Source organism: Salinivibrio siamensis, assembly GCF_001996005.1.
In the GTDB taxonomy this organism is placed as follows: domain Bacteria; phylum Pseudomonadota; class Gammaproteobacteria; order Enterobacterales; family Vibrionaceae; genus Salinivibrio; species Salinivibrio siamensis.
In genome coordinates, this window is the sequence record NZ_MUFB01000021.1 from 1 (window position 1) to 21,771 (window position 21,771).

The 21,771-nt window shown below is 44.2% G+C and carries 12 protein-coding genes; 10 read left to right on the forward strand and 2 right to left on the reverse strand.

Annotation, left to right across the window (positions count from 1 at the left end; all coding sequences use genetic code 11):
* The first annotated feature begins 341 nt into the window (after positions 1-341).
* Entirely contained in the window at positions 342-1,295 is a 954-nt protein-coding gene (locus BZG73_RS11500; RefSeq protein ID WP_077578338.1) for a LysR family transcriptional regulator, read from the forward strand.
* A 28-nt stretch (positions 1,296-1,323) separates the two neighbouring features.
* On the opposite strand, the gene acuI is transcribed toward BZG73_RS11500, so the two are convergent.
* The gene (gene acuI, locus BZG73_RS11505) at positions 1,324-2,304 is read right to left on the reverse strand and encodes an acrylyl-CoA reductase (NADPH) (RefSeq protein ID WP_077639197.1); all 981 of its coding nucleotides are present in this window, start codon (positions 2,302-2,304) and stop codon (positions 1,324-1,326) included.
* 433 nt (positions 2,305-2,737) lie between these two features.
* On the opposite strand from acuI, the gene BZG73_RS11510 reads away from it, so the two are divergent.
* The 7 genes from BZG73_RS11510 (at position 2,738) to BZG73_RS11545 (ending at position 17,038) form a co-directional block, all read left to right on the forward strand.
* Positions 2,738-5,059: a type I restriction-modification system subunit M gene (locus BZG73_RS11510; protein WP_077639196.1), complete on the forward strand. Its 2,322-nt coding sequence runs from the start codon at positions 2,738-2,740 to the stop codon at positions 5,057-5,059.
* A 208-nt stretch (positions 5,060-5,267) separates the two neighbouring features.
* A complete protein-coding gene (locus BZG73_RS11520) occupies positions 5,268-6,299 on the forward strand; it encodes an Abi family protein (protein WP_077639194.1) in 1,032 nt (343 codons plus the stop codon).
* On the forward strand, positions 6,292-7,617 hold the full coding sequence (locus BZG73_RS11525; RefSeq protein WP_077668363.1) for a restriction endonuclease subunit S: 1,326 nt from the start codon (positions 6,292-6,294) through the stop codon (positions 7,615-7,617). Before BZG73_RS11520 ends, BZG73_RS11525 begins: the two co-directional genes overlap by 8 nt.
* A gap of 19 nt (positions 7,618-7,636) precedes the next feature.
* A complete protein-coding gene (locus tag BZG73_RS11530; protein ID WP_077668364.1) occupies positions 7,637-10,885 on the forward strand; it encodes a type I restriction endonuclease subunit R in 3,249 nt (1,082 codons plus the stop codon).
* Positions 10,885-11,913: a PDDEXK family nuclease gene (locus BZG73_RS11535; RefSeq protein ID WP_077639191.1), complete on the forward strand. Its 1,029-nt coding sequence runs from the start codon at positions 10,885-10,887 to the stop codon at positions 11,911-11,913. Before BZG73_RS11530 ends, BZG73_RS11535 begins: the two co-directional genes overlap by 1 nt.
* A 305-nt stretch (positions 11,914-12,218) precedes the next feature.
* On the forward strand, positions 12,219-15,551 hold the full coding sequence (locus BZG73_RS11540) for a DEAD/DEAH box helicase (RefSeq protein ID WP_077639190.1): 3,333 nt from the start codon (positions 12,219-12,221) through the stop codon (positions 15,549-15,551).
* A gap of 404 nt (positions 15,552-15,955) precedes the next feature.
* A complete protein-coding gene (locus BZG73_RS11545) occupies positions 15,956-17,038 on the forward strand; it encodes a type I restriction endonuclease (protein WP_077668365.1) in 1,083 nt (360 codons plus the stop codon).
* A 139-nt stretch (positions 17,039-17,177) separates the two neighbouring features.
* Here the strand turns inward: BZG73_RS11545 and BZG73_RS11550 are convergent, their stop codons facing one another.
* Complete coding sequence (locus BZG73_RS11550) at positions 17,178-18,320, reverse strand: tyrosine-type recombinase/integrase (RefSeq protein WP_077668366.1); 1,143 nt, start codon at positions 18,318-18,320, stop codon at positions 17,178-17,180.
* A gap of 482 nt (positions 18,321-18,802) precedes the next feature.
* On the opposite strand from BZG73_RS11550, the gene BZG73_RS11555 reads away from it, so the two are divergent.
* Together BZG73_RS11555 and BZG73_RS11560 are read left to right on the forward strand one after the other, a co-directional pair.
* Complete coding sequence (locus BZG73_RS11555) at positions 18,803-19,354, forward strand: recombinase family protein (protein WP_077579574.1); 552 nt, start codon at positions 18,803-18,805, stop codon at positions 19,352-19,354.
* A 1,119-nt stretch (positions 19,355-20,473) separates the two neighbouring features.
* Positions 20,474-21,715, forward strand: a complete 1,242-nt coding sequence (locus tag BZG73_RS11560; RefSeq protein ID WP_077668367.1) for a hypothetical protein — start codon at positions 20,474-20,476, stop codon at positions 21,713-21,715.
* The last annotated feature ends 56 nt before the right edge of the window (positions 21,716-21,771 follow it).

Genomic DNA, 21,771 nt, shown 5'->3' on the forward strand with positions numbered 1-21,771 from the left:
ATATAAGGGATAAAAAAAGTACTAACCTCTATGTGATTGAATTTTTAGTAATCGATTACTCGATAAGTGCTCTTTTTAGTAGTGATAAGCATCGTTTGTGAATTTTTATTCATTTATAGCAGTAAAGAGAGTAGAAGGTTCTCTTTATAATTAGGAGTTATATAAAAATGGAAAGCATAATTATCCAGCGATTAATCAGGCCATAGTGGAAGCAGGCTGAAGAGTAAGATGATAATTTTGTGTACTCTCCGAGCGTTTGTTAACCCAACGCATACCAAGAGGGTGTGTTTTGTGGTGTATTGGAGAGACTATTCATATTGGATTGTCATGTAAGTGTGGCTATGGAAGTAGAAGAGATCTATCGGCGAGACTTAAACCTGCTGGTTGCACTGCGCATTTTAGTCGAGGAGCGTAGTGTGAGTCGTGCGGCAATGCGCTTAAACTTGAGCCAATCGGCAATGAGTCGCGTGTTAGGACGGTTGCGTGATTTGTTAGCTGACCCATTGTTTAGTCGTCAGGGGCAGTCGCTTATCCCGACAGAAAAAGCGTTGTCAGTCAATCGTGCTCTGGATGAACCGCTCGCATCGTTACAGCAAATGTTAGCACCGAGTGATTTTAACCCCGGCACGTGTGATCATACCTTTACCATCGCGACAACTGACTATGCGATGCAAACAATCTTGCCATTTGCGCTGCCGCGTATCTATCAGGAAGCCCCTCAAGTGGCATTTGATTTTCAACCGTTGCAGAACGAACAGTTAAAAGAGCAATTGACATACGGCCGAGCGGATTTGGCTATTTGTCGGCCGAGTAACCCGCTTGATCCCCTTCATCATGAGACGCTTGGGCGGGTTGGGGTACAATGCTTGGTCTCACAGCAGCATCCACTGGCAGGAAAGTCCATGACGCTGGATGACTATTTGCGATTCCCCCATGCGATGATTGCCATCAGTGATGGGGTGAAAGCACTGATTGAAAGCGCGCTAGCTGATAAACCGAAACGAAGAATGGTGCTCCGAGCTTACCACTTAGAGGCAGCACTCGCGATTATCGACACGATGCCTTTAATTATTACCGTGCCAGCTGACCTGGCTTATCTCGTCGCGGAGCGTCATCAACTGGTGGTAAAGTCGCTACCATTTCATTTTACCCCCTTTGACTACTCGATGATTTGGCATCCACGCTGTGAATATTCACCTGAACATGAGTGGCTACGAAGTGTGGTGAAAGAGGAGTGCGGGAAGTTGATAGCGAAGCGAGTCGAAGACATACAGTTAGACCAAGTAAGGCTCTAATGAGCCTTACTTGCGAGTACTCAGACTATTAAAGCTTTATCACGGTGCGACCAGAGATTTGTCCTCTAATAATTTTTTCTGCAAATTCAGGAGCCTCACTTAAATTGATCTCATGGCACGCTTGCTCAAAGTAGCTCTCAGGCAAGTGGTTTACCAATGCTTGCCACGCGGCGATGCGCTTTTTTCTTGGGCAGCTGACGGAGTCAATGCCTTGTAGGCGTACATTACGAAGAATGAACGGCATGACGCTGGTAGGAAGGTCAAACCCACCGGCTAAGCCACAGGCAGCCACAGTACCGCCATATTTGACTTGGCTGAGTGTTTTAGCCAAGACTTTGCTGCCTACGGTATCAATAGCGCCTGCCCAGCATTGTTTTTCTAATGGTTTTGCCGGTGTTTCCATCGTACTGCGTTCAATAATCTCTGAGGCGCCTAATGCTGTGAGGAACGGTTGGTTCTCGTCAGCTCGGCCTGTGACTGCGCCGACTTGGTAGCCGAGTTGAGCTAATAAGGTGATCGCGACCGATCCCACACCACCACTGGCTCCTGTAACCAATATCGGTCCATCTTCTGGTTTGATATTGGCATCGAGTAAGGCCTGAACACAGAGCATGGCGGTTAAGCCAGCGGTACCTACCATCATGGCTTGCTTAGGTGTCAGTGCATCGGGCAAAGGAACAAGCCAATCGGCTTTTAAACGCGCTTTTTGAGCCATTCCGCCCCAATGGGTTTCACCGACCCCCCATCCTGTCAGAACGACATGGTCGCCTTCTTGGTAGCGGCTGTCTTCAGAGTGGATTACCTGACCAGCAAGATCAATGCCTGGTACCATAGGAAATTCGCGAACAATTTTCCCTTTGCCAGTGATAGCCAAGCCATCTTTATAGTTAAGGGATGAATAATCGACAGCAACGAGTACGTCACCATCAGGGAGTTGAGACTCATCAAGTTGCTCGAGAGATGGAAGGGTTTGCTTGTTTTCTTGCTTAAGAACGAGCGCATTAAACATATCAGTCTCCTAGACGATAGCAATGGTGGAATGGCTCTCAGTCTAACGCTGACACATCTATGAACTAAATGAAACTTAAGCATTGCCTGTATGCGTTTTAGTCATGACTTGCTCGCTTGAGAGTAACGATGTGCTACTTTCCCAGCTTGTATCACAGGTATGTAGCTCACTGGCATACAATGTGGCGACCCAGGGCGAGATTGCGAACGCTTTTTGACCTGCTCTTTGCTTCATTGTGTGCGGTTATTGTGGGGGTTAAACAGATATTAGATGCAACCCCTCCATATAAAAGCTGGTTGGATTCAGTATCGATTTATATTTGGTTATTTGATTCAAGCGTCCGAAAGGGCGCTTTTTTGTTAGAGGTCGCTGTCACCACAAGAGCCGTAAGGTACAATCTCCCCAATTTTCGTCAGTTTGATTATAAGAACTTATGACCAACAACAACTTCTCCCAAACCGCTGCCTTCATTTGGTCGGTGGCTGACCTGCTTCGCGGTGACTTCAAACAATCTCAATACGGCCGTGTGATCCTGCCATTTACCCTGCTTCGTCGTCTTGAGTGTGTGCTTGAGCCAAGCAAAGATGCCGTGGTTGCCGAATATGAGCGCATCAAAGCGATGAGCCTGCCAGAGGATGCGCAGGAAAAGTTCTTGCTGCGTGCAACAAAATCGCCAGCTCAGCCTGATGGTTTGTCATTCTTTAATACCTCGCCAATGAACCTTGGCAAGATGGGACAAAGCAACATCAAGGCGAACCTTGATAAATACGTGCAGTCATTCTCAAAAGATGCGCGGGAGATCTTCGAGCACTTCAAGTTTGATGAATTTGTCGGGCTGCTGGAAGATGCCAACCTGCTTTACAAAGTGGTGAAGACATTCGCCACCACCGACCTTAGCCCAAGGAAAATCTCAAACTATGAGATGGGCTTGGTGTTTGAAGAGTTGATCCGCCGTTTTGCGGAGAGCTCGAATGAAACGGCGGGTGAGCACTTTACGCCGCGTGATATCGTGCGCCTGACCACCTCGTTGGTCTTTATGGCCGATGATCAGGCGCTCAGCCAAGATGGGATTATTCGTACCATTTACGATCCAACCGCCGGTACGGGCGGTTTCTTGTCTTCAGGCATGGAGTATGTGGCGGAGATGAACCCTAACGCGGTGATGCGCGCGTTTGGTCAAGAGCTAAACCCAGAATCCTACGCGATTTGTAAAGCCGATATGCTGATCAAAGGGCAAGACGTTGACCGAATCAAGCTAGGTAATACCTTATCCAATGATCAACTGCCTGCCGACAAATTTGATTATATGTTGTCCAACCCGCCGTTTGGAGTGGATTGGAAAAAAATTGAAAGTGACATCAAAGATGAGCACCAGCAAAAAGGCTTTGATGGGCGCTTTGGCGCAGGCTTACCGCGTGTGTCTGATGGTTCGCTGCTGTTCTTGATGCACCTTATCAGCAAAATGCGTGACAAGAAGACTACGGACAACCAAGTTACCGATGGTGGTCGTATCGGCATTATCCTCAATGGTTCACCACTCTTTACCGGTGGCGCGGGTAGCGGTGAGAGTGAAATACGCCGCTACATCCTTGAAGCGGATCTACTTGAAGCGATTGTCGCGCTGCCAACCGACATGTTCTACAACACCGGCATTGCGACCTATGTTTGGGTACTGACTAACAAGAAAGACCCAGAGCGTAAAGGCAAGGTGCAGCTTATCAACGCGGCTAACCTCAGCACGAAAATGCGTAAATCATTAGGATCTAAGCGTCACTATTTAACGGATGACGAAATTCGCACCATCACCAAAAACTTTGGTGACTTTGAAGAAATTGATACATTGACCCAAGATGGTGTGACGGACAATAAAAAACACTTCGCCAGCAAAATCTTTAATACGCATGAGTTTGGCTATCGTCGCCTCACCATCGAGCGTCCATTGCGTCTCTCCGCACAAATCACCGATGAAGCAGTAGAATCATTGCGCTTTGCACCTAAGCCGTTTAATGCCGTCATGCAGGCGGTCTTTGAGCAATTTGGCACTGAGTGGACGGAAGACACCTACGGCTCATTGATTGACGTGGAAAAGGAAGTTCGCGTCTTGATCAAAGCCGACTTCCCAGAGCTGAAAGAAAAGCAAATCAAAGACGTGCTGGATAGCAAGCTGTGGCTCAATCAAAAAGCCCTGATGGATGCGGCAAAAGCCCTGCAAATTGCTGTGGGTGACAGTCTTGGTGGAAAATCGCAGCAATCCGACGATTTCAACCAGTTTGAACTGACGCTAAAAGGCGCGTTCAAGGCTACAGGCATCAAGTTCGATGCCAAGCAGAAGAAGCAATTTATTGATGCGGTAACGTGGAAGAACCAAGATGCCGAACCTGTGATCAAAAAAGTGCTGAAAGAAGAGGCACAGCCGCTATACGGTGCATTTGATTACAAAGGCAAAGTGGTTGAGTTCCAACAAGATGGCGAACTGCGTGATAACGAGAATGTACCGCTTGACCCAAGTGTCACCACCATTCGCTTGATTGAGAGATACTTTGCACGCGAGGTGCAACCACACGTTGCCGATGCGTGGATCAACGCGGATAAGCGTGATGAAAAAGACAATGAGATTGGTGTGGTGGGTTATGAGATCCCATTCAACCGCCATTTCTATGTTTACCAACCACCACGTGCACTGGAAGCCATTGATGCTGAGTTGGATGCGGTCAGTGCAGATATTATGAAGTTACTGCAAGAGGTGCATTCGTGATCCATATGTATCGTCTAATTGCTTCATTTCGTGTTGCTAAACGGTTTTGTCAACAATTTTACTTGACTAAAAATGACGGTGTGGTCGATAATGTTACTAACACGCCCACCAAGCCTATGCACTGCAAGCTCAAATTGAGTGGGCTTTTTTCTGCCTATAATTTTCCTCAACTGGCTATTTGTTTCGCACCACTCATGGAGGCGAACTGATGGCAACCTTTACCAAAACCGCTAAAGCATTAGATGAACAAATCGCTTTGTTGCAAGAGCGTGGTCTAACAATTCGCGATCCAGAACGCGCCAAGCGTTACCTTGAGGTGATTAGCTTCTTTCGTCTTTCTAGCTACATGCGCCCTTTCCAAGTACCGAATGATCAGACTCACCAGTTTAAAGCTGATGCAGAGTTTAAATCAGTGGTTGAATTGTATGCTTTTGATCGTGAATTGCGCTTACTTATCATGGATGCGATTGAGCGCGTTGAAGTCGCTGTACGCGCAACATTTAATAACCATATGGGGACGAAATACCAAACCGAAGAACCGCATAGCGGCTCACATTGGTACTTGAACGAATCTCTGTTTAAGCGTGATTACAACCATAAGCGGATGTTGAGTGAGGTCGAACGATGCCAAAGTCGTGACACCAGCGATTTGCAAAAAGACATCAATAAGATTAACCGCAGCAGACAAAGCAAAGAAGAAAAAGCAAACAGGATTGAGAAAAGAGTGCGTGAGCGCTACCCACGCTTTTATCAGCACAACTATCAACATCCACGCTTGATGCCAAGCTGGGCAATGGTCGAAGAGTTGACCTTCGGCACCATATCACACCTCTATGAAGGGCTAGCGAAAGATGCTGATCGTAAAGGCATCGCCAAACGTTTTGATGTACCTCAAGAAGTGTTTGAGAGTTGGCTGCGTACCCTTAACTTTGTTCGTAACTGTTGCGCGCACCATAGTCGTCTGTGGAACCGTGAACTTTCTATACCGCCCAAAGTGCCTCATGGCGAGCACTGGCAGCTTCCGCATCGATTAGAGCCAAGCAAGGTGCAACCTAGCCGTCGTATCTATATGGTGATGTTGATGCTGGCGCATTTGATGCGGCAAATTAGCCCAGATAGCCAGTGGCATAACAAAGTCAAAGCTTTAGTAACCGTAATGTACCCAAATGTGCCTCTCGCACCGATGGGATTCCCTGAAGATTGGCGTACACATATTTTTTGGGGTGGGGAAGATGAGTAAGTATCAGGCGTATCCAAAATACGAACCAATAAACGCAGAGTGGCTGAGCGAGATTCCGATAGGTTGGAGTACAACACCACTTAAACATGTCGCAAGTATCAACATGGGTCAATCGCCAAGTTCGGACGATTGCAATATTGATGGTATTGGTGTTCCTTTCTTACAAGGTAACGCTGAGTTTGGTGTTAAATCTCCGACAGAAAAGCAATTCTGCCCTATTCCCAAAAAAGTGGCTAAGGCAGGAGATTTGCTGTTTTCCGTTCGTGCTCCAGTAGGGTCACTGAATTTCGCCAATAAGGATTTTGGTATAGGTAGGGGACTTTGCAGTATTAGAGGAACCAATGCGATATCGCAATCTTTTCTTTGGTGGGTATTGCCATCATATAAATATCAATTTGATGCAATAGCAACAGGAAGTACATTTGAGGCAGTATCTGCGGAAGAGGTAGGAAATCTCAACTTAGCGTTACCACCTATTCTCGAACAAACCCAAATCGCCAACTTTCTCGATCACGAAACCGCCAAAATCGATACCTTGATCGAAAAGCAGCAGCAACTGATTAAACTGCTGAAAGAAAAGCGCCAAGCGGTGATCAGCCATGCGGTGACCAAAGGGTTGAACCCACAAGCACCAATGAAGGATTCTGGTGTTGAGTGGTTAGGGGAAGTGCCTGAGCATTGGGTGACTAAAAGCTATCGTTATGCCTGTAGGATATATCGTGGAAAATTTGGGCATCGTCCTCGCAATGATCCTGCCTTTTATGATGGTGATTATCCTTTTATTCAAACAGGCGATGTTGCTAGAGCTGGCAAAATGATCACTACCTATAGCCAAACGCTGAACGAGAAAGGTAAAGAAGTTAGCCAGTTGTTCCCTTCTGGCACCTTGGTGATGGCTATTGCTGCAAATATTGGTGATACCGCAATACTGGGTTTTGAGGCTTATGCGCCTGATAGTGTTGTTGGTTTTAAGCCCTATGCCGACCTTGATATCGAGTTTCTTCGATATAGCTTTATGGCAGCACTGCCAGCGCTAGAGCAGACATCGACGCAAAGCACGCAAGCAAACTTGAATGTGGATCGAATTGGTGCAGTTAAGGCGGTTTTCCCTACGTGCGATGAACAACGTGAGATTGTCCAATATCTGGATGGATTACTTAATCAATATGATTCGATTGAGAAAAGATGCAAAGAGGCTATCGCGTTAATGCAAGAACGCCGCACCGCCCTAATCTCAGCCGCAGTTACTGGCAAGATTGACGTGCGCAACTGGCAAGCACCAACATCTCAACAGCAAGCGTTGGAACAAACCGCCTAAGTAGAATAAGAGAATGGTTATGAAAGACACCACACAAGAACGGATATTTCAGGACGACATCATCCGCCAGATGGTGGCCAATGGCTGGGTGCAGGGCACGGGAGAGGGCTACAACCGCGAATCAGCACTCTATGAAGCGGATGTGCTGACCTTTATCAAACAGACCCAGCCGAAAGAGTGGGAGAAGTTCTGCAAAGTTTTCCCAACCGATTCAGAGCGTCACTTCCTTGATGCCTTGGTGACGCAGCTAAAAAAAGCTGATGAGAACGCCACCGACCGTGCTTCACGCACTTTTGGTACCTTGGGCGTGTTACGTCATGGTTTGAAAATCCGCAATGCCCGTTTTGAATTGTGTCAGTTTAAGCCCGAGCATAACCTCAACCCTGAAACCTTAGCGCGTTATCAGCAAAACATTTGCCGTATTGTGCCAGAACTGGTTTACAGCCCGTATGCCACGCAAGCGGAATTTGAAGCGACAGGCAAGCAAGCCAAGAAATGGCGCATTGACTTGGTGTTGTTCGTTAATGGTTTGTCCGTTTCTACCCTTGAGCTGAAATCTGAATTCAAACAAGCGGTCGAAAACGCCATTGCGCAGTACAAGCTAACCCGTTTACCGAAAGACCCAGCCACCAAAAAGCCAGAGCCGCTTTTAAGCTTTAAACGCGGTGCCTTAGTGCACTTTGCGGTAAGCCAGTATGAAGTCTACATGGCAACCAAACTCGCGGGTACCGATACCTTCTTCTTGCCGTTTAACAAAGGGACGCATGACGGCGGTAAGGGCAATGATATTCCTGAAGATGAAAACCGCTATGCCACCGACTACCTGTGGAATGAGGTATTAACCCCAGATAACCTGCTCAATATCATCGGGCGCTTTATCCACCTTCAACTAGAAGAAAAGGAAGATTGGGAAGGGCGCAAAACCAAGAAAGAAACCCTGATCTTCCCGCGTTACCACCAGTGGGATGTGGTCACCAAGCTGGTCAATGCTGCGATTGAAGAAGGCACAGGTAACAAATACCTGATCCAGCACAGTGCAGGGTCGGGCAAGTCCAACTCGATTGCATGGACAGCGCACCAACTCTCGACCTTGCATGATGCCAAGGGTAACAAGCAGTTTGATTCGGTGATTGTGGTCACTGACCGCACCGTTCTGGATGACCAACTACAAGACACCATCTACCAGTTTGAACATGCTGATGGCGTGGTAGGGCGCATCAACCGTAAAGAGGGCGATGGCTCGAAATCAGAGAAGTTGGCTTCGGCATTGGAAACTTCTCAACCAATCATCATCGTGACCATTCAAACCTTCCCGCATGTGTTAAAGGCGATTGAGAATTCAACGTCATTGAAAGCGCGTCGTTATGCCATCATTGCCGATGAAGCGCATTCGTCACAAACAGGCGCAACCGCTCGTCAACTTAAAGAAGTGTTGATGACGGATGAAGTCGATGATGACACCGAATTATCGTCTGAAGATATTCTCGATGCCACTGTTGCGGCGCGTCGAGGCAGTGCCAACCTGAGTTATTACGCCTTTACCGCCACACCAAAGCCAAAGACGCTGGAGTTGTTTGGTCGCAGGCCTGACCCAGAGCAGCCAGCATCTAAACGCAACTTGCCGGTGGCTTACCACATTTATTCGATGCGTCAGGCGATTGAAGAAGGCTTTATCCTTGATGTGCTGAAAAACTACACCAACTACAAGGTGGTCTATCAGCTCAAGCAAAAGCTGGAAGCGGAAGATAAAGAAGTGGATGCCGGCAAAGCCAAGGTGAAGCTCAACAACTGGGTACGCCTGCATGACCACAATATTTCACAGAAAGTGAAAGTGATCATAGAGCACTTCAAAAAGAACGTGATGGGCTTGTTAGGTGGTCAAGCTAAGGCCATGGTGGTCACCAGTTCACGTAAAGAAGCGGTGCGCTACAAACTGGCGTTTGATAAGTACGTTTCAGAGCATGGTTACGCGGGCATTCGCGCCATGGTCGCTTTCTCTGGCGAAGTCGAGTTTAACGCTTCCGATCCAGACAGCACCGCATTTATGGACCAGAAATTTACTGAGCACAGCATGAACCCTGACCTTAAAGGGCGTGAGATGCGCAAAGCCTTTAACACTGATGATTATCAAGTGATGCTGGTTGCCAATAAATTTCAAACGGGCTTTGACCAACCGAAGCTCTGCGCCATGTATGTCGATAAAAAGCTGGCTGGCGTTGAGTGTGTGCAGACGCTTTCTCGCCTCAACCGAATCTATCCGGGCAAAGCAGAGTGCGGTACGTTTGTGCTTGATTTCTACAACGAACCGCAAGATATTTTGGATGCTTTCCAGCCTTATTACCAAGTGGCAGAGCTTGAGGATGTCACTGATCCTGACAAAATATTCGACCTATCAGAGAAGCTACGCGCTAGCGGTATCTTCCTTTGGTCGGAGGTCGAGCAGTTTATTGATGCCTTCTTTACCAAAAACAAGTCTAATGCGGCGATCAGTAATATCTGTAAGCCTGCGATAGACCGTTGGCGTAAGCGCTATACTTCTGCGGTAGATGAGTACATTCACGCCAAAAATGTGTTTGAACGCACCAAGAAAACCGGCGATGCGGTATTAATCGCTAATGCGGAAAATGCCTTCAAAGAGAGCAAGCAGGAGAAAGACCGCCTTGAGATCTTTAAGAAAGACTTAGGCAGCTTCGTACGCTTTTATGAGTTTATGTCCCAGATTGTCGATTACGACGATAAAGAGCTAGAGAAGCTGAGCCTGTATGCACGTCACTTGCGTCCAATGCTGCGCGAGAAGGTGATTGAAGAGGATGAACTAGATCTTGGTGGTGTGGTGATGAGCCACTATCGCTTATCAAAAATCCGTCAGCAGGACATTCAGCTTCAAGAGAATACGCCTGAGTATAAGTTGCACCCAAGTAACGATGTAGGTACAGCTAAGCCAAAAGACAAGAAAGAAGAGTTTTTGTCTCACATCATTGAGCGATTGAACGAAGTATTTCTCACTGACAACCTGACCGACAAAGACATGATCAACTATGCCTTTACGGTGCGTGACAAGCTCACAGAAAACGAAACGGTGATGAGCCAAATCGCCAACAACACTCGCGAGCAAGCCATGCTGGGTGACTTCCCACGTGCGATTGATGATGCGATCTTGAATAGCAATGAAGCCCACCAAGAGCAGATGATGCAGTTGTTGTCTGATCCGAACAAAACCAAACAATTTGCGCGGGTGATTTTTGATATGTTGAGTGGCGTTAAATAGTGGCTATCTATCAACTATCGAATGATGAGCTAGTTTCTGTTGAAACAACTTCATTTGAGGTAGAACAACTCAAGGAAAGGCAAGACATTCAGCGGCTATTAAGAACTAATATTGCCGCTATCAGCGAAGAAACGTTGGTTATAGCCGAAGAGTATGGTCACTTCGTGGATTCTAACCGACGTATTGATCTTCTTGGTATCGACAAAAATGCCAATCTCGTTGTTATCGAGTTAAAGCGCGATGATGATGGCGGACATATGGAGCTTCAAGCAATCCGCTATGCTGCCATGGTTGCAAACTTAACTTGGGAGCAAGCGGTCAGTGCCTATGGCGACTTTCTTACCCAGACTGAGCAGGATTTGGATGCTCAAAGCTCATTGCTTGACTTTCTCGGTTGGGATTCCCCGCAAGAGGATGATTTTGGTAAAGAAGTACGCATCGTGCTTGCTGCTAGAAACTTTTCAAAAGAGATCACTACCTCTGTCTTATGGCTTAACGATATGGGGCTGGATATTACCTGTGTCCGCCTTAATCCCCTTCGTTTGGGAGAAAGGTTGTTGCTTAACGTTGAGCAAATAATTCCTCTGCCTGAGGCCCTAGACTATCAAATTGAAGTTCGCCATAAAAAGCGTGAAGAGAGGGCGGCGCGCAGTGGTAGTAAAGATAGGTCAGTGCTAAGCCTGTTCGTTGGTGGTGAGTTGTTTGAGAAAGACTTTAAAAAGTCGGATGTTGGTTTGTTTACAGTCTTAGCTCTCGCCCAAAATAACCTGATTGACGAAGACGCTTTTCAATTCCTACGTCACAACAAAACCTGCTCTTTCCAGCTTTTGAAAAAGCGCGAAGAGATCAAAGCTACTGAAGATAAATATAAGAAGTATCGTACTCATCTCGAACCTGAATTTACTTATCAAGGGCAGGAATATTATGTAGCTCGCAACTGGGGATTGCCAAACACGAAGCGATTTATGGAAGAAATCCAAAACAGGTTCTCCAGCTTGCGCTTTGAGTGGGGGGTAGGCTGCCTATGACATGTCAAAAAGGGCGAGAAGTCAGTGACTTGTCCTTTCCAATCGATTGGTGGGCTGGCGTAACTTGAGCTCGTGATATAAGTTCATGTGTTTGCTAATTTCTCCCGGCTTGACTTTCGTAAGGTTTACCATTGGGTTGAAAGTGAAATAGATGAGTGTTTAGCTGGAAGGTGACTTCGTGCCGCTTTTTTTCAGAGGGAGTCGTCACACTCTATCATTCTTCTTACATTCTCTATCGCCTTATGCAACCAGGCTGTATATCATCGTAAATTAATGATGTTTGATGGTAGTGTAGGTTTTGGTTAGTGGAGAATAGAAAAAAAAGCTTAGTTAATGTATTGAAGTCCTGGCATTTAGTAGAGTTTTTTCAAGCCTACACAGTACCAGACAAAGACGACAGTAAAATTGCTCCAGTAAACGTGGCTGGTCACGAACTGCAGTCGTACGGTAATTACTTACTTCCGTGGTTAAATCCCGCCGCTCGTGACAAGCTCGGCCTCACTCCGGGAAAAAGGTGTGTTTATACCCTATATCTAGGGTTGTTCGATAAATCGGCGATAGATAAAAAAGTTTCAGAGTATTTTTCTACCAACCGCCAGGAGGACTGCTTCTCTGAAGAGGTAGAGCAAAGAAGAGACAATGAAGGGGCATCTTGCTTTGCCAAATTGATGTTGGATGAGTTTGGTTCTCCCCGACTCGATACCTTTTCGGTAAGTACACTACCATGGGCTTTAGCCGAGTTACTCGGGGGAAGGGCTGGGTCGATATCTCAGGAACGATTTGAGAGTCGGTGCGACGATCTTAATGAATTTGTGGATCGCTGGTATAAAACTTTGCCAAGCCATCCTCGCTCAGAGGGAAGACATACTCTTTGTGTGAAAAGCCTAATGAACTTGATTGAAGGGCTTTATCAATGGGCTGGTATTTCCAATCAGGAGTTATTGCTTTCAGATAATTCAAAGGTTTACCCGCTTCAGATGGCTTTTTATGAGTACGAGGCGAAGTCAGACAATCTTTTGGAGAATAAAAACAAGTCAGCAAAAGCTGAAGACGATAACGAAGATGACCCTAGCGATGACGAATCTCAGTTACCCATCCTGAACAGCTTTTACATTCGAGATATAGAACGTGCCATTAATGCAATTTCTACTAGCAGGACTAGCAAGCCCCTTCAAACCTATCTGGGGCAATCCGGTCACAAGCATGTCGATCTGTACACAAACGATTCTATGCCATTGATTCATAAGAATCTTAGCCCTAAAGAAACGCCAGAAGGAAGGTGGTTGACAGAACCTGCGCACAACATGTCCTTAATGCAGCAGTTTGCTATAAATACCGTATTCAAAGAGCTAGATACTGGCGGTCTTATCTCAGTTAATGGTCCGCCAGGAACAGGTAAAACGACGTTATTGCGGGATATAATTGCGCAAAATATTGTTGAGAGAGCGAAAGTATTAGCTTCCTTTTCGAAAGCTCGTGACGGGGTAAGTCCTGAAGGATTTCTTGTTGAAGAACTTGCTGATTTTGAAATGGTCGTAGCGTCCTCTAACAATGCCGCGGTTGAAAATATCTCAAAGGAGCTTCCTCAAGTAAAGTCGGTAGCTGGCAGGTATGCTGATACTGGTTTTTTTCGCTCTGTTGCCAATCAAGTAAGTGCTGATGAAAAGAAAGGTCGTTTACAGCCTTTGGACGACAAAAAGCAGAGCTGGGGGAATATTTCAGCTGTCATGGGAGCTTACAAAAAGAGGTATAAGTTTCTTGATCGTTTTTTCTTCAAGAATCATTACGAAAAAGGCAAAGAACCAGCAGTTAGAGAACCTTCTTTAGACTTCTTGAACTTTTGGAAATATCGCTCAACTTATGCAGGACCTTCTTTTAACACGGCTAAAAAAAATTTTAAAGAGAAGTTATCTCGTTTCCATGAACTGAATGACAAGTTAGCCTATTTTGATAGCCTGAAAAATACTTTCGATGCACATAAATTTGATGGTGAACTACATCGGATGAACCTAGCTCTCAATGAGCTAGAGAACTACGTTCATTCGCTTTCTATGGAGTTAGATGCCCTTAATTCGATAAGAAATGCTGAAGTAAAAAGGGAAGAAGAAATTGCAGTCTCCATAGAGTTGATGAAGGTGAACACGCCTAGTTGGTTTAGTCGGCTCTTTAACACTAAGAAAAATAAACAATATAAGGCCTCACTATCCCAAAAGCTTGGCGAGTTCGAAAGTGTCAAAAAAGCTATCCGGTCGGCTGTTGGTGATGTTGAAGCCAAAGAAATCGAGATAAAAACATATACAAAGAAAATTTCACAGCAGCAGGTTGATATTCAAGCTTTAGAGCTTGAAAAGAAGAAGCTTCTAGATGAGTTAGGAGCCTATAGAAAGGAGTTTGAAGAGTATCATTTACCTGAAATTACTGATGACATTGAGGGGCATGACAGACAGAGGCACGCATGCTGGCAGCACGAAGAGATCAATGCATTGAGGTCTGATGTATACGCGGCAGCGTTACTGCTTCACGAGGCTTGGTTGATAGAGGCTAGCAATCTGAATAGTTTTCTCTCGCAGATACATAAAATTAATGATGTTGTATTAGGGAAGAGTCGCGAGAATGCTCTGGCGATTTGGCAGATACTATTTATGTTTGTCCCTGTGGTTTCGACGACTTTTGCTTCATTGGGAAATATGTTTTCTAAGTTGCCCCCAGAATCTCTAGGTTGGCTCATGATTGATGAGGCCGGGCAAGCAATACCCCAAGCAGCGGTTGGTGGATTGCTTCGTGCTAAGAGGGCTGTGGTTGTTGGAGATCCTCTGCAAATCGAACCTGTTTTTACTTCTCCACCAGAGCTTATTGACTATCTAATGCAATCTATGTTGCAAGAGGAATCCGAGAAGTGGGACCCTTGTAAGTGGTCAGTTCAGACGTTAGCCGACCGCGTTAACCCATATGGCTGTATGATAGATATGGACGGTGAAGACCAATGGATAGGTATACCGTTGTGGGTACATCGTCGATGTATAGAACCAATGTTTAGCATTTCTAATGAAATAGCTTACAACAATCGAATGATACATGGCTCTGAAAACAATAAAGATGTTGAGCCAAGAAATCATAAAGCCTTAGGACACAATCGATGGAATGATTCACAAGGAGACTGTGTACTCAAACAGTACAAACGTGAGTTGGGGGAAGATGTTAAAGCTCTTTTACTCGAATTAGCAGCGCATAATGGTGACTTAAGCAGCATCTACCTGATAACACCGTTTAAAGCGGTAAAAAAAGAATTGAGAGAAGATCTACGGCGTAACAAGTCTGAGCTGTTGAGTAACTCGAATTGGAAAGAGAAGGATTTTAATAACTTTTTGAAACACAACGTGGGGACTGTTCATACCTTCCAAGGCAAGGAGAACGATACCGTTATTTTGGTACTTGGTTGTGACACAAGAAACAGTGGTGGGGCGTCTTGGGCTTCTTCAAAACCAAATTTGTTGAACGTAGCGGTTACCCGAGCCAAAAAACATTTGTATGTCATCGGTGATCTTCAGGTTTGGTCCGACAAGCGCTATTTTGATATAACATACATGAAGTTAAGCTACGTTAGCTCATGTAACCCTCCCCAAAAAACTGGTCATTAGCAATTAGAGTTTTCCGTTTATACTAAAACAATCTCAAACGTATAGATACAAAAAGCCCCGCTGGACTAGGAGCTCAGCGGGGCTTTCAAACGTTCTAGAACGTCTTCGTATACGAATTTGGTGGAGCTGGCGGGAGGCTATTTCCCAATCCAGCACGCTGCACATAACCTTTTGATTTAAAGGCTTTATTTCGTGTGTCTTCGAGCGTGTGATACCAAATTTTCCCCGAATTGTAGCTCAGCTATGTAGGTGAGTAAATAGTTAAGCTGATTGGCTGTCTTGTAATGAGTACAGATGGGCTTTCAATCACAGCATGCTTGCTATGTTGATGGTCTAATAAAAAAGCACATGTATTAAAGCTGTTGCATCTGCAAGCACACTGAAGCAGATATAAGGAGAGTGAAATGGACTTTATAGAGCGACTACAAGCTTTGTCCAAAAAGGTGGGACAGCTATCTGACTCGATAGAAACAGAAGAGGCGACAAAGACTGCTTTGGTGATGCCGTTTCTTCACAATGTGCTTGGATACGATATCTTCGACCCCAGCGAGGTTATCCCTGAGTTCACTGCTGATACAGGCACGAAGAAGGGAGAGAAGGTTGATTATGCTCTGATGAAAGACGGGGATGTTCAGATCTTAATCGAGTGTAAGAAAGTGAATGAAGCGCTCTCACCAAAACACTCTAGCCAACTATACCGATATTTTTCAGTGACCAATGCTCGTATAGCTGTATTGACTAACGGTTGTGAGTATCAGTTTTTCACTGACCTCGATGCGCCAAATAAAATGGATGACAAACCGTTCTTGATTCTAGATATGTCCGAGGTCGACGAGCATGTAGTCCCAGAGCTGAAAAAACTGACGAAGACTTCTTTCGATGTCGATTCCGTGGTCGATGCGGCTGGTGAATTGAAGTATCTCAATCAAATAAAAAAGGTGTTAGCAGAGCAGTTCCAAGATCCAGAGGAAGACTTTGTAAAGCTTTTGACTGCTAGGGTCTACGATGGGATGCAAACAGCCAAGGTCAAAGCACAGTTTACTGAAATAACGAAAAAAGCTTTGAAGCAATTCCTCAACGACAGCATAAACGCTCGTTTGAAGTATGCCATAGGCAGTGAAGAGCGTGAGGCGAGAGGACCCAACGAACAACCAGAGCAGGATGAAAGCGCTTCCGAAGCTGATGGTAGCAACCCTAAGATAGTCACCACAGAGGAAGAGCTCGACGGTTATAATGTTGTCAAAGCTATTCTACGAGAAAAAGTAGAGGTATCTCGCGTTGCACACCGCGATACTCAAAGCTACTTCGGTATCTTGCTTGACGATAACAACCGTAAACCCCTATGTCGTTTACACTTTAACGGTCGTCAGAAATACATTGGTCTATTCGACGTAAATAAGAAAGAGACTAAAAATCCGATTGATAGTGTCGATGATATATTCCAATACGCAGGGCAACTTAAGGCTTCTATAGATCTGTATGAATAATACATTTAGAGCGCTAGGCTATAAGAATTACTCACCTAGCGCTTTAGATTATATGAATTAGCTATACTGCTGGTGGCGCTTTGTCTTTGGCAGTCTTCGCTTTTAGTTAACTATATAGCGTATCAGAGTTGTGTCTTTTTTATGCTTGAGAATCTATTATGTCGACAACGCTTTTAAGTGAGGTTGATGTCATATGTGTGTACCTCGCAGTCATAATAGGTGTTTTGTGACCAATCCATAACATTCTTTTGGAATCACTTACATCTAACTCTGCTAATCTGGTAGCGCAAGTATGGCGCATCATATGAGGAACAAACTCTTTCTCTTTATCAAATCCTAAAGACTTTTTCATAACCTTCCATTGCCAACTAAGACGGTCTTGAGTCAGATTGAATACATTTTCTTCTGGGCTGTTCATGTTTTGATATCTTCGTTTAAAAACATTTCGGGAACGTTTTGTTAGAGGAACAGTTCGGAATTCATCATTTTTAGAGTTTCTTATAAAAATAGACTCACTCTCTAGCCTGTAGTCTGACCATGTAAGCCTCATTAGTTCACCAACTCTAGCACCAGTGTCGATTGCTACCATCACAAAATCAGCCATAAGGGTATTACCTTTCTTATGAAAGAAATTTATTACCTTCTCTTCCTCTTCCTTACTAAGTATGCGAGTTCTAGCGTTAGAGTGTTTTTGCCAAGGAAATTCAGGTACATGTGGTATGTAGTCAAGCATGACAGCGTGTCTCAGTATTACCCTCAGCTTGCTCAAATTCCTATTTATAGTAGCATTGGATAAGTTTTTAGCTTGTAAGTAACCAACGTAATCAACGAGTCTTCTTGGCGTGATATCACTTGGTGGTGTTGAATACCCAAAGTGTTTGATGACATTCTCTGCTTTTCTTTTTGTTGCTTTGTGGTCTTTTATGTTTCTTGAATTCCATTTTATTTCACAAGCAAAATCGTAAGAATCCTTTAGTGTTCCTAAAGGAGGAGAAGGTCTGGTTGTATACCTTGGGTCGAGTATGAAAATCTCACTGAAGTATAATTGCTTTTTAGGGTTTAGTTTAAGAAATCTCAATTGGTTTATTAATTGCATGTAAAGCTCTTTGTCACCCTGTTTGTTGATTGCTTCTCTTATGGCATCTCTTGGGTTGTTATTTTTTATAACAGAGGTCTCACCTTGGCTGTAATATGATAAATAGTAGTCATATTTCCCTTTTTTTAAGTTCATTCCGTAATAGCTTAGGACTCTGTTTACATTGGTGTGTATTGGGTTTTTCATTATTTAGTCCTCTGATTGAGAGGGGTCTATATTTATTTTTATCTTTCAATTTTTAAACCTATGAAATTAATTTCATTCACATGTTTCATTTTATTTTCTAATGCTTTTCTTTTTTTAAAACAATGATATAAGTTAAAACATACGACATTGCTTGTTAATATTTTTCATGTTTTTATTTTCGCTTTGTTTTTTTGTGAAAAAATCTCTTGCGACTTTAAGTATATATGTGTTGTTTAAATTTCCCCCTATGCCCCTACTAGAAACTTCAGTATCTGACTTGGTGAAATCGAAAATATCTCTAATAAGCAATGAAGCTTTACTTGGAGTGAGTGTTATTTTTCTCTACTTTATGGGTTTGTAAATGTTGCCTTTTGAACCTACCTCAAACAGCTACGGCAGGGTGGTCTATAAGTCATGTTTGACAGTTTTAGACCTATATGAAATTATGAGCCCATCTTATAGACCAAGATGAAGAGTAAGAAATGGCTGTTATCGCGTATTACCGTGTTTCAACTGACGACCAAACAATCGAGAACCAAAGAAGAGAGCTCAATAAGACATATCGTATAGACAAGGAGTTCGCTGATTGTGGAGTGAGCGGGACAGTTAGCGCTGAGAAAAGGCCAGAGTTTAAGAAGCTACTCGACTATGTGCGCGAAGGAGACACACTTGTGACGGTCGATCTTGATAGATTGGGGAGAGACAGCATTGATGTGCAAAACACCGTGAGAGAGCTCCTGAGAGGCGGTGTGAACGTCATTGTGACAAGGTTAGGGGTAGACCTCAGCACAGACGCAGGAGAGCTTCTGGTGACCATTCTGTCCAAGGTTGCAGAGATGGAAAGAAGGAAGATGTTAGAACGCGCAAATGCAGGCAGAGAGCGCGCTAAGGCAGAAGGTAAGCATATGGGTCGCCCTCACACTATAAGCAAAGAGCAGGTGCATGAGCTTCGCTCAAAGGGGTACTCTATTAATGCCACAGCCGAGGCTTTGGGGTGCTCTGTGTCGTCGGTTAAGAGGTTACAAAAGTCATAGATGAAATATCAACCGAGCGATACATCGCTGACTTCAAGTATTAAAGTTGTGCGGGCAGCTTGATTTACAACGTCTAATTGAAGAGCCCAAGGAAAACTTTTAGATATACACTAAGAGTCCCCTCACTGCCACTCCTTCTCTGGCTCTTTCTCATCAGAACCTCTGTCTCATCAAGCCATTTACAACGTCTAATTGAAGAGCCCAAGGAAAAACTCTTAGATATACATTAAGAGCCCTCTGTGACATCACACGACCGCTGCCCTAGTCGTAGCAGATACTAAATAGACCACCAGCACAAGACTATCGCACCTTTGCTTACATGGATAAGTAGCTAAGTAGAGCGACTCTGCGTTGACTGTTATTTCACTTGATAGAAGGAGTTATCATTGTGAGCAGCAGTCGACTAGAGTGTGTCTGAGTTGTATGGTCTGTAGGTGCTAGTGGAATATTGTATAGGCACAACCAAGAGAAAAGCTTTAGGTCTCTCTTCGAGGACTACGTTAAGAGAGTGGTCTGGGTATCATAATGATTCAGGTGAATGCCTGAGAGACTGTGTTGAGACCAACCTCTAGCCAACGCTCTCATAAGAAATGGCCTTGGTTATCTGGCTTATACACAATCTCACACCTATGGTGGCGAAGCGTGACTTAGCCGTCCAGACTGTCTCTGATGCAATCAAAATCGCTTTTGGATATAAGTGAGCCAGTGACTTAGCAAAATACTATTAGTTGAGGTGTGGTACATCATTGTAGTATTGTCTGAAAAGAAGTGTGGTCATTTTCTACGAATTGCATCAAATAGTTCGAGGTTGTTTGACGAACTGTCTCGAAAAAGAGCACAGTAATATATTGATTGCCTTTTCTAGCAACTTCAAAGCTAAAGAAAAAGAACTCTTGCGAACACTCTTCGAAAAGGAAATATCCATTTGGAATGCGGGAGTAAGAGGAGAGATGCCCCAATGATGTGTATGGTGGAAAAACACAGTACGGTTAACCTTGGAATTATTGACGAGGAAGGTTGCTCGTTAACCTTACCTGAAAATACGAAAGAAAGACTTATCGAAAGAAAATCACTTTCAAGAGGTCTAAATACTATAGGTTCAACGATAAGGTGGAGCTAATGTCAGATAATAAAAAGTTGTCTCAAACTAAGCTTTTCAAAGCTGCAATAGGAGCTCCTATTCTCGTCTCAATAGTATTAGGTTACGTGCTCTACACCTATGAAGATGTGCCTAAGCTACTAGCTGACTTTTGGACGACCTTCAGAATACCTATGACTATTGCCTCTTTGAGCATTCCTTTAGTTGCTTGGGTTACTGCTAATCACCGTTCAGAACAAACTATAAAAGGGTTAGAGTTACAAAAAGATAAACGCCTTTATGAAATGTATTACGAACAACAAAAACATTTTGAAAAGGTAATGGGGAGGCGGGTAAAGAATGCGAAGTTTAAGTATATAACAGAGGAGGATTTACCTGTGATTTTCTCGGAACTGTACGAGTTCAATCGCATCAAAGAAAAAGGCGAAGTCACCTTAAAATCGACTGCTGTAGCGGAAATGAATAGGTTCATAACTGATACAGGTGAAATCCTTTACAGCTTTTACGAGCATTTCTCGGAGCGCAAAGAAAAGAATCCCGACCAAAGACGAGTTTTAAATAACATCATTCAGCAAATGTACACGCTTCTACAAAACAACCTCCACAAACTAAGTGATGACATAGGGTTTAAATTCATAGGCTTGCCAGATTCTAGTGTGGAAATCTTTAGAAGGGCTTATTTAGAGGTTTTGCACTTCGCATATTACATGGGTGACGACTTCAAAGAAGTGTGGGACGTACCGACAGAAGAAGACGGAAGATCTAGAGACCAGAACATACTGAATGTTTTCAGTGCCATTGAAGAAGTTATTCGTGGTCACATGGGGGTCGATGGAGAGGCAAATTTTAGTAACCTACAGAATGACGAGTCACTTAGCGAAGTTATGAAGGTGGTCAACGCGACACCTTTACAGAATCTTGTCAATAATTCATCTCGGAAGTTAATGGAAAATCTAACCAATAACTTTGAGTTTAGCGATATAGCCTTAATAGAAGGTAAATACGAAAGATACCAGTTCCCTATGAGTGAAGAGCTACCGGCATTTGAGCTGTGGTTTGATGAAATCTCAGATAATGAGGGAGATCTAGTGCTAACTACACCAGACAGCGAGCATAGAGCTAGATTCACTATCCTAGATGAGAAGGTTGAAGTTGATGGAAAAAAACAGACCAAATACACCATTGATGATGATATGGGTGAGAGATTCGAGAAGCTATCTTTTCAATCTCTCAGTTCTTTTTTTTGTAGTTCGCCAGGCTAACCTTGATAAAGCCTACAAACATTTTAGATGTTCTAGGGTTAGAAAAAGTGAGCTAG

Excerpts from the sequence above, each read along its gene's own strand:
- BZG73_RS11520 (WP_077639194.1), top strand. The coding sequence starts at position 5,268 with ATGGCAACCTTTACCAAAACCGCTAAAGCATTAGATGAACAAATCGCT.
- BZG73_RS11550 (WP_077668366.1), bottom strand. The coding sequence starts at position 18,320 with ATGAAAAACCCAATACACACCAATGTAAACAGAGTCCTAAGCTATTAC.
- acuI (WP_077639197.1), bottom strand. The coding sequence starts at position 2,304 with ATGTTTAATGCGCTCGTTCTTAAGCAAGAAAACAAGCAAACCCTTCCA.
- BZG73_RS11530 (WP_077668364.1), top strand. The coding sequence starts at position 7,637 with ATGAAAGACACCACACAAGAACGGATATTTCAGGACGACATCATCCGC.
- BZG73_RS11560 (WP_077668367.1), top strand. The coding sequence starts at position 20,474 with ATGTCAGATAATAAAAAGTTGTCTCAAACTAAGCTTTTCAAAGCTGCA.
- BZG73_RS11510 (WP_077639196.1), top strand. The coding sequence starts at position 2,738 with ATGACCAACAACAACTTCTCCCAAACCGCTGCCTTCATTTGGTCGGTG.
- BZG73_RS11555 (WP_077579574.1), top strand. The coding sequence starts at position 18,803 with ATGGCTGTTATCGCGTATTACCGTGTTTCAACTGACGACCAAACAATC.
- BZG73_RS11500 (WP_077578338.1), top strand. The coding sequence starts at position 342 with ATGGAAGTAGAAGAGATCTATCGGCGAGACTTAAACCTGCTGGTTGCA.
- BZG73_RS11525 (WP_077668363.1), top strand. The coding sequence starts at position 6,292 with ATGAGTAAGTATCAGGCGTATCCAAAATACGAACCAATAAACGCAGAG.
- BZG73_RS11545 (WP_077668365.1), top strand. The coding sequence starts at position 15,956 with ATGGACTTTATAGAGCGACTACAAGCTTTGTCCAAAAAGGTGGGACAG.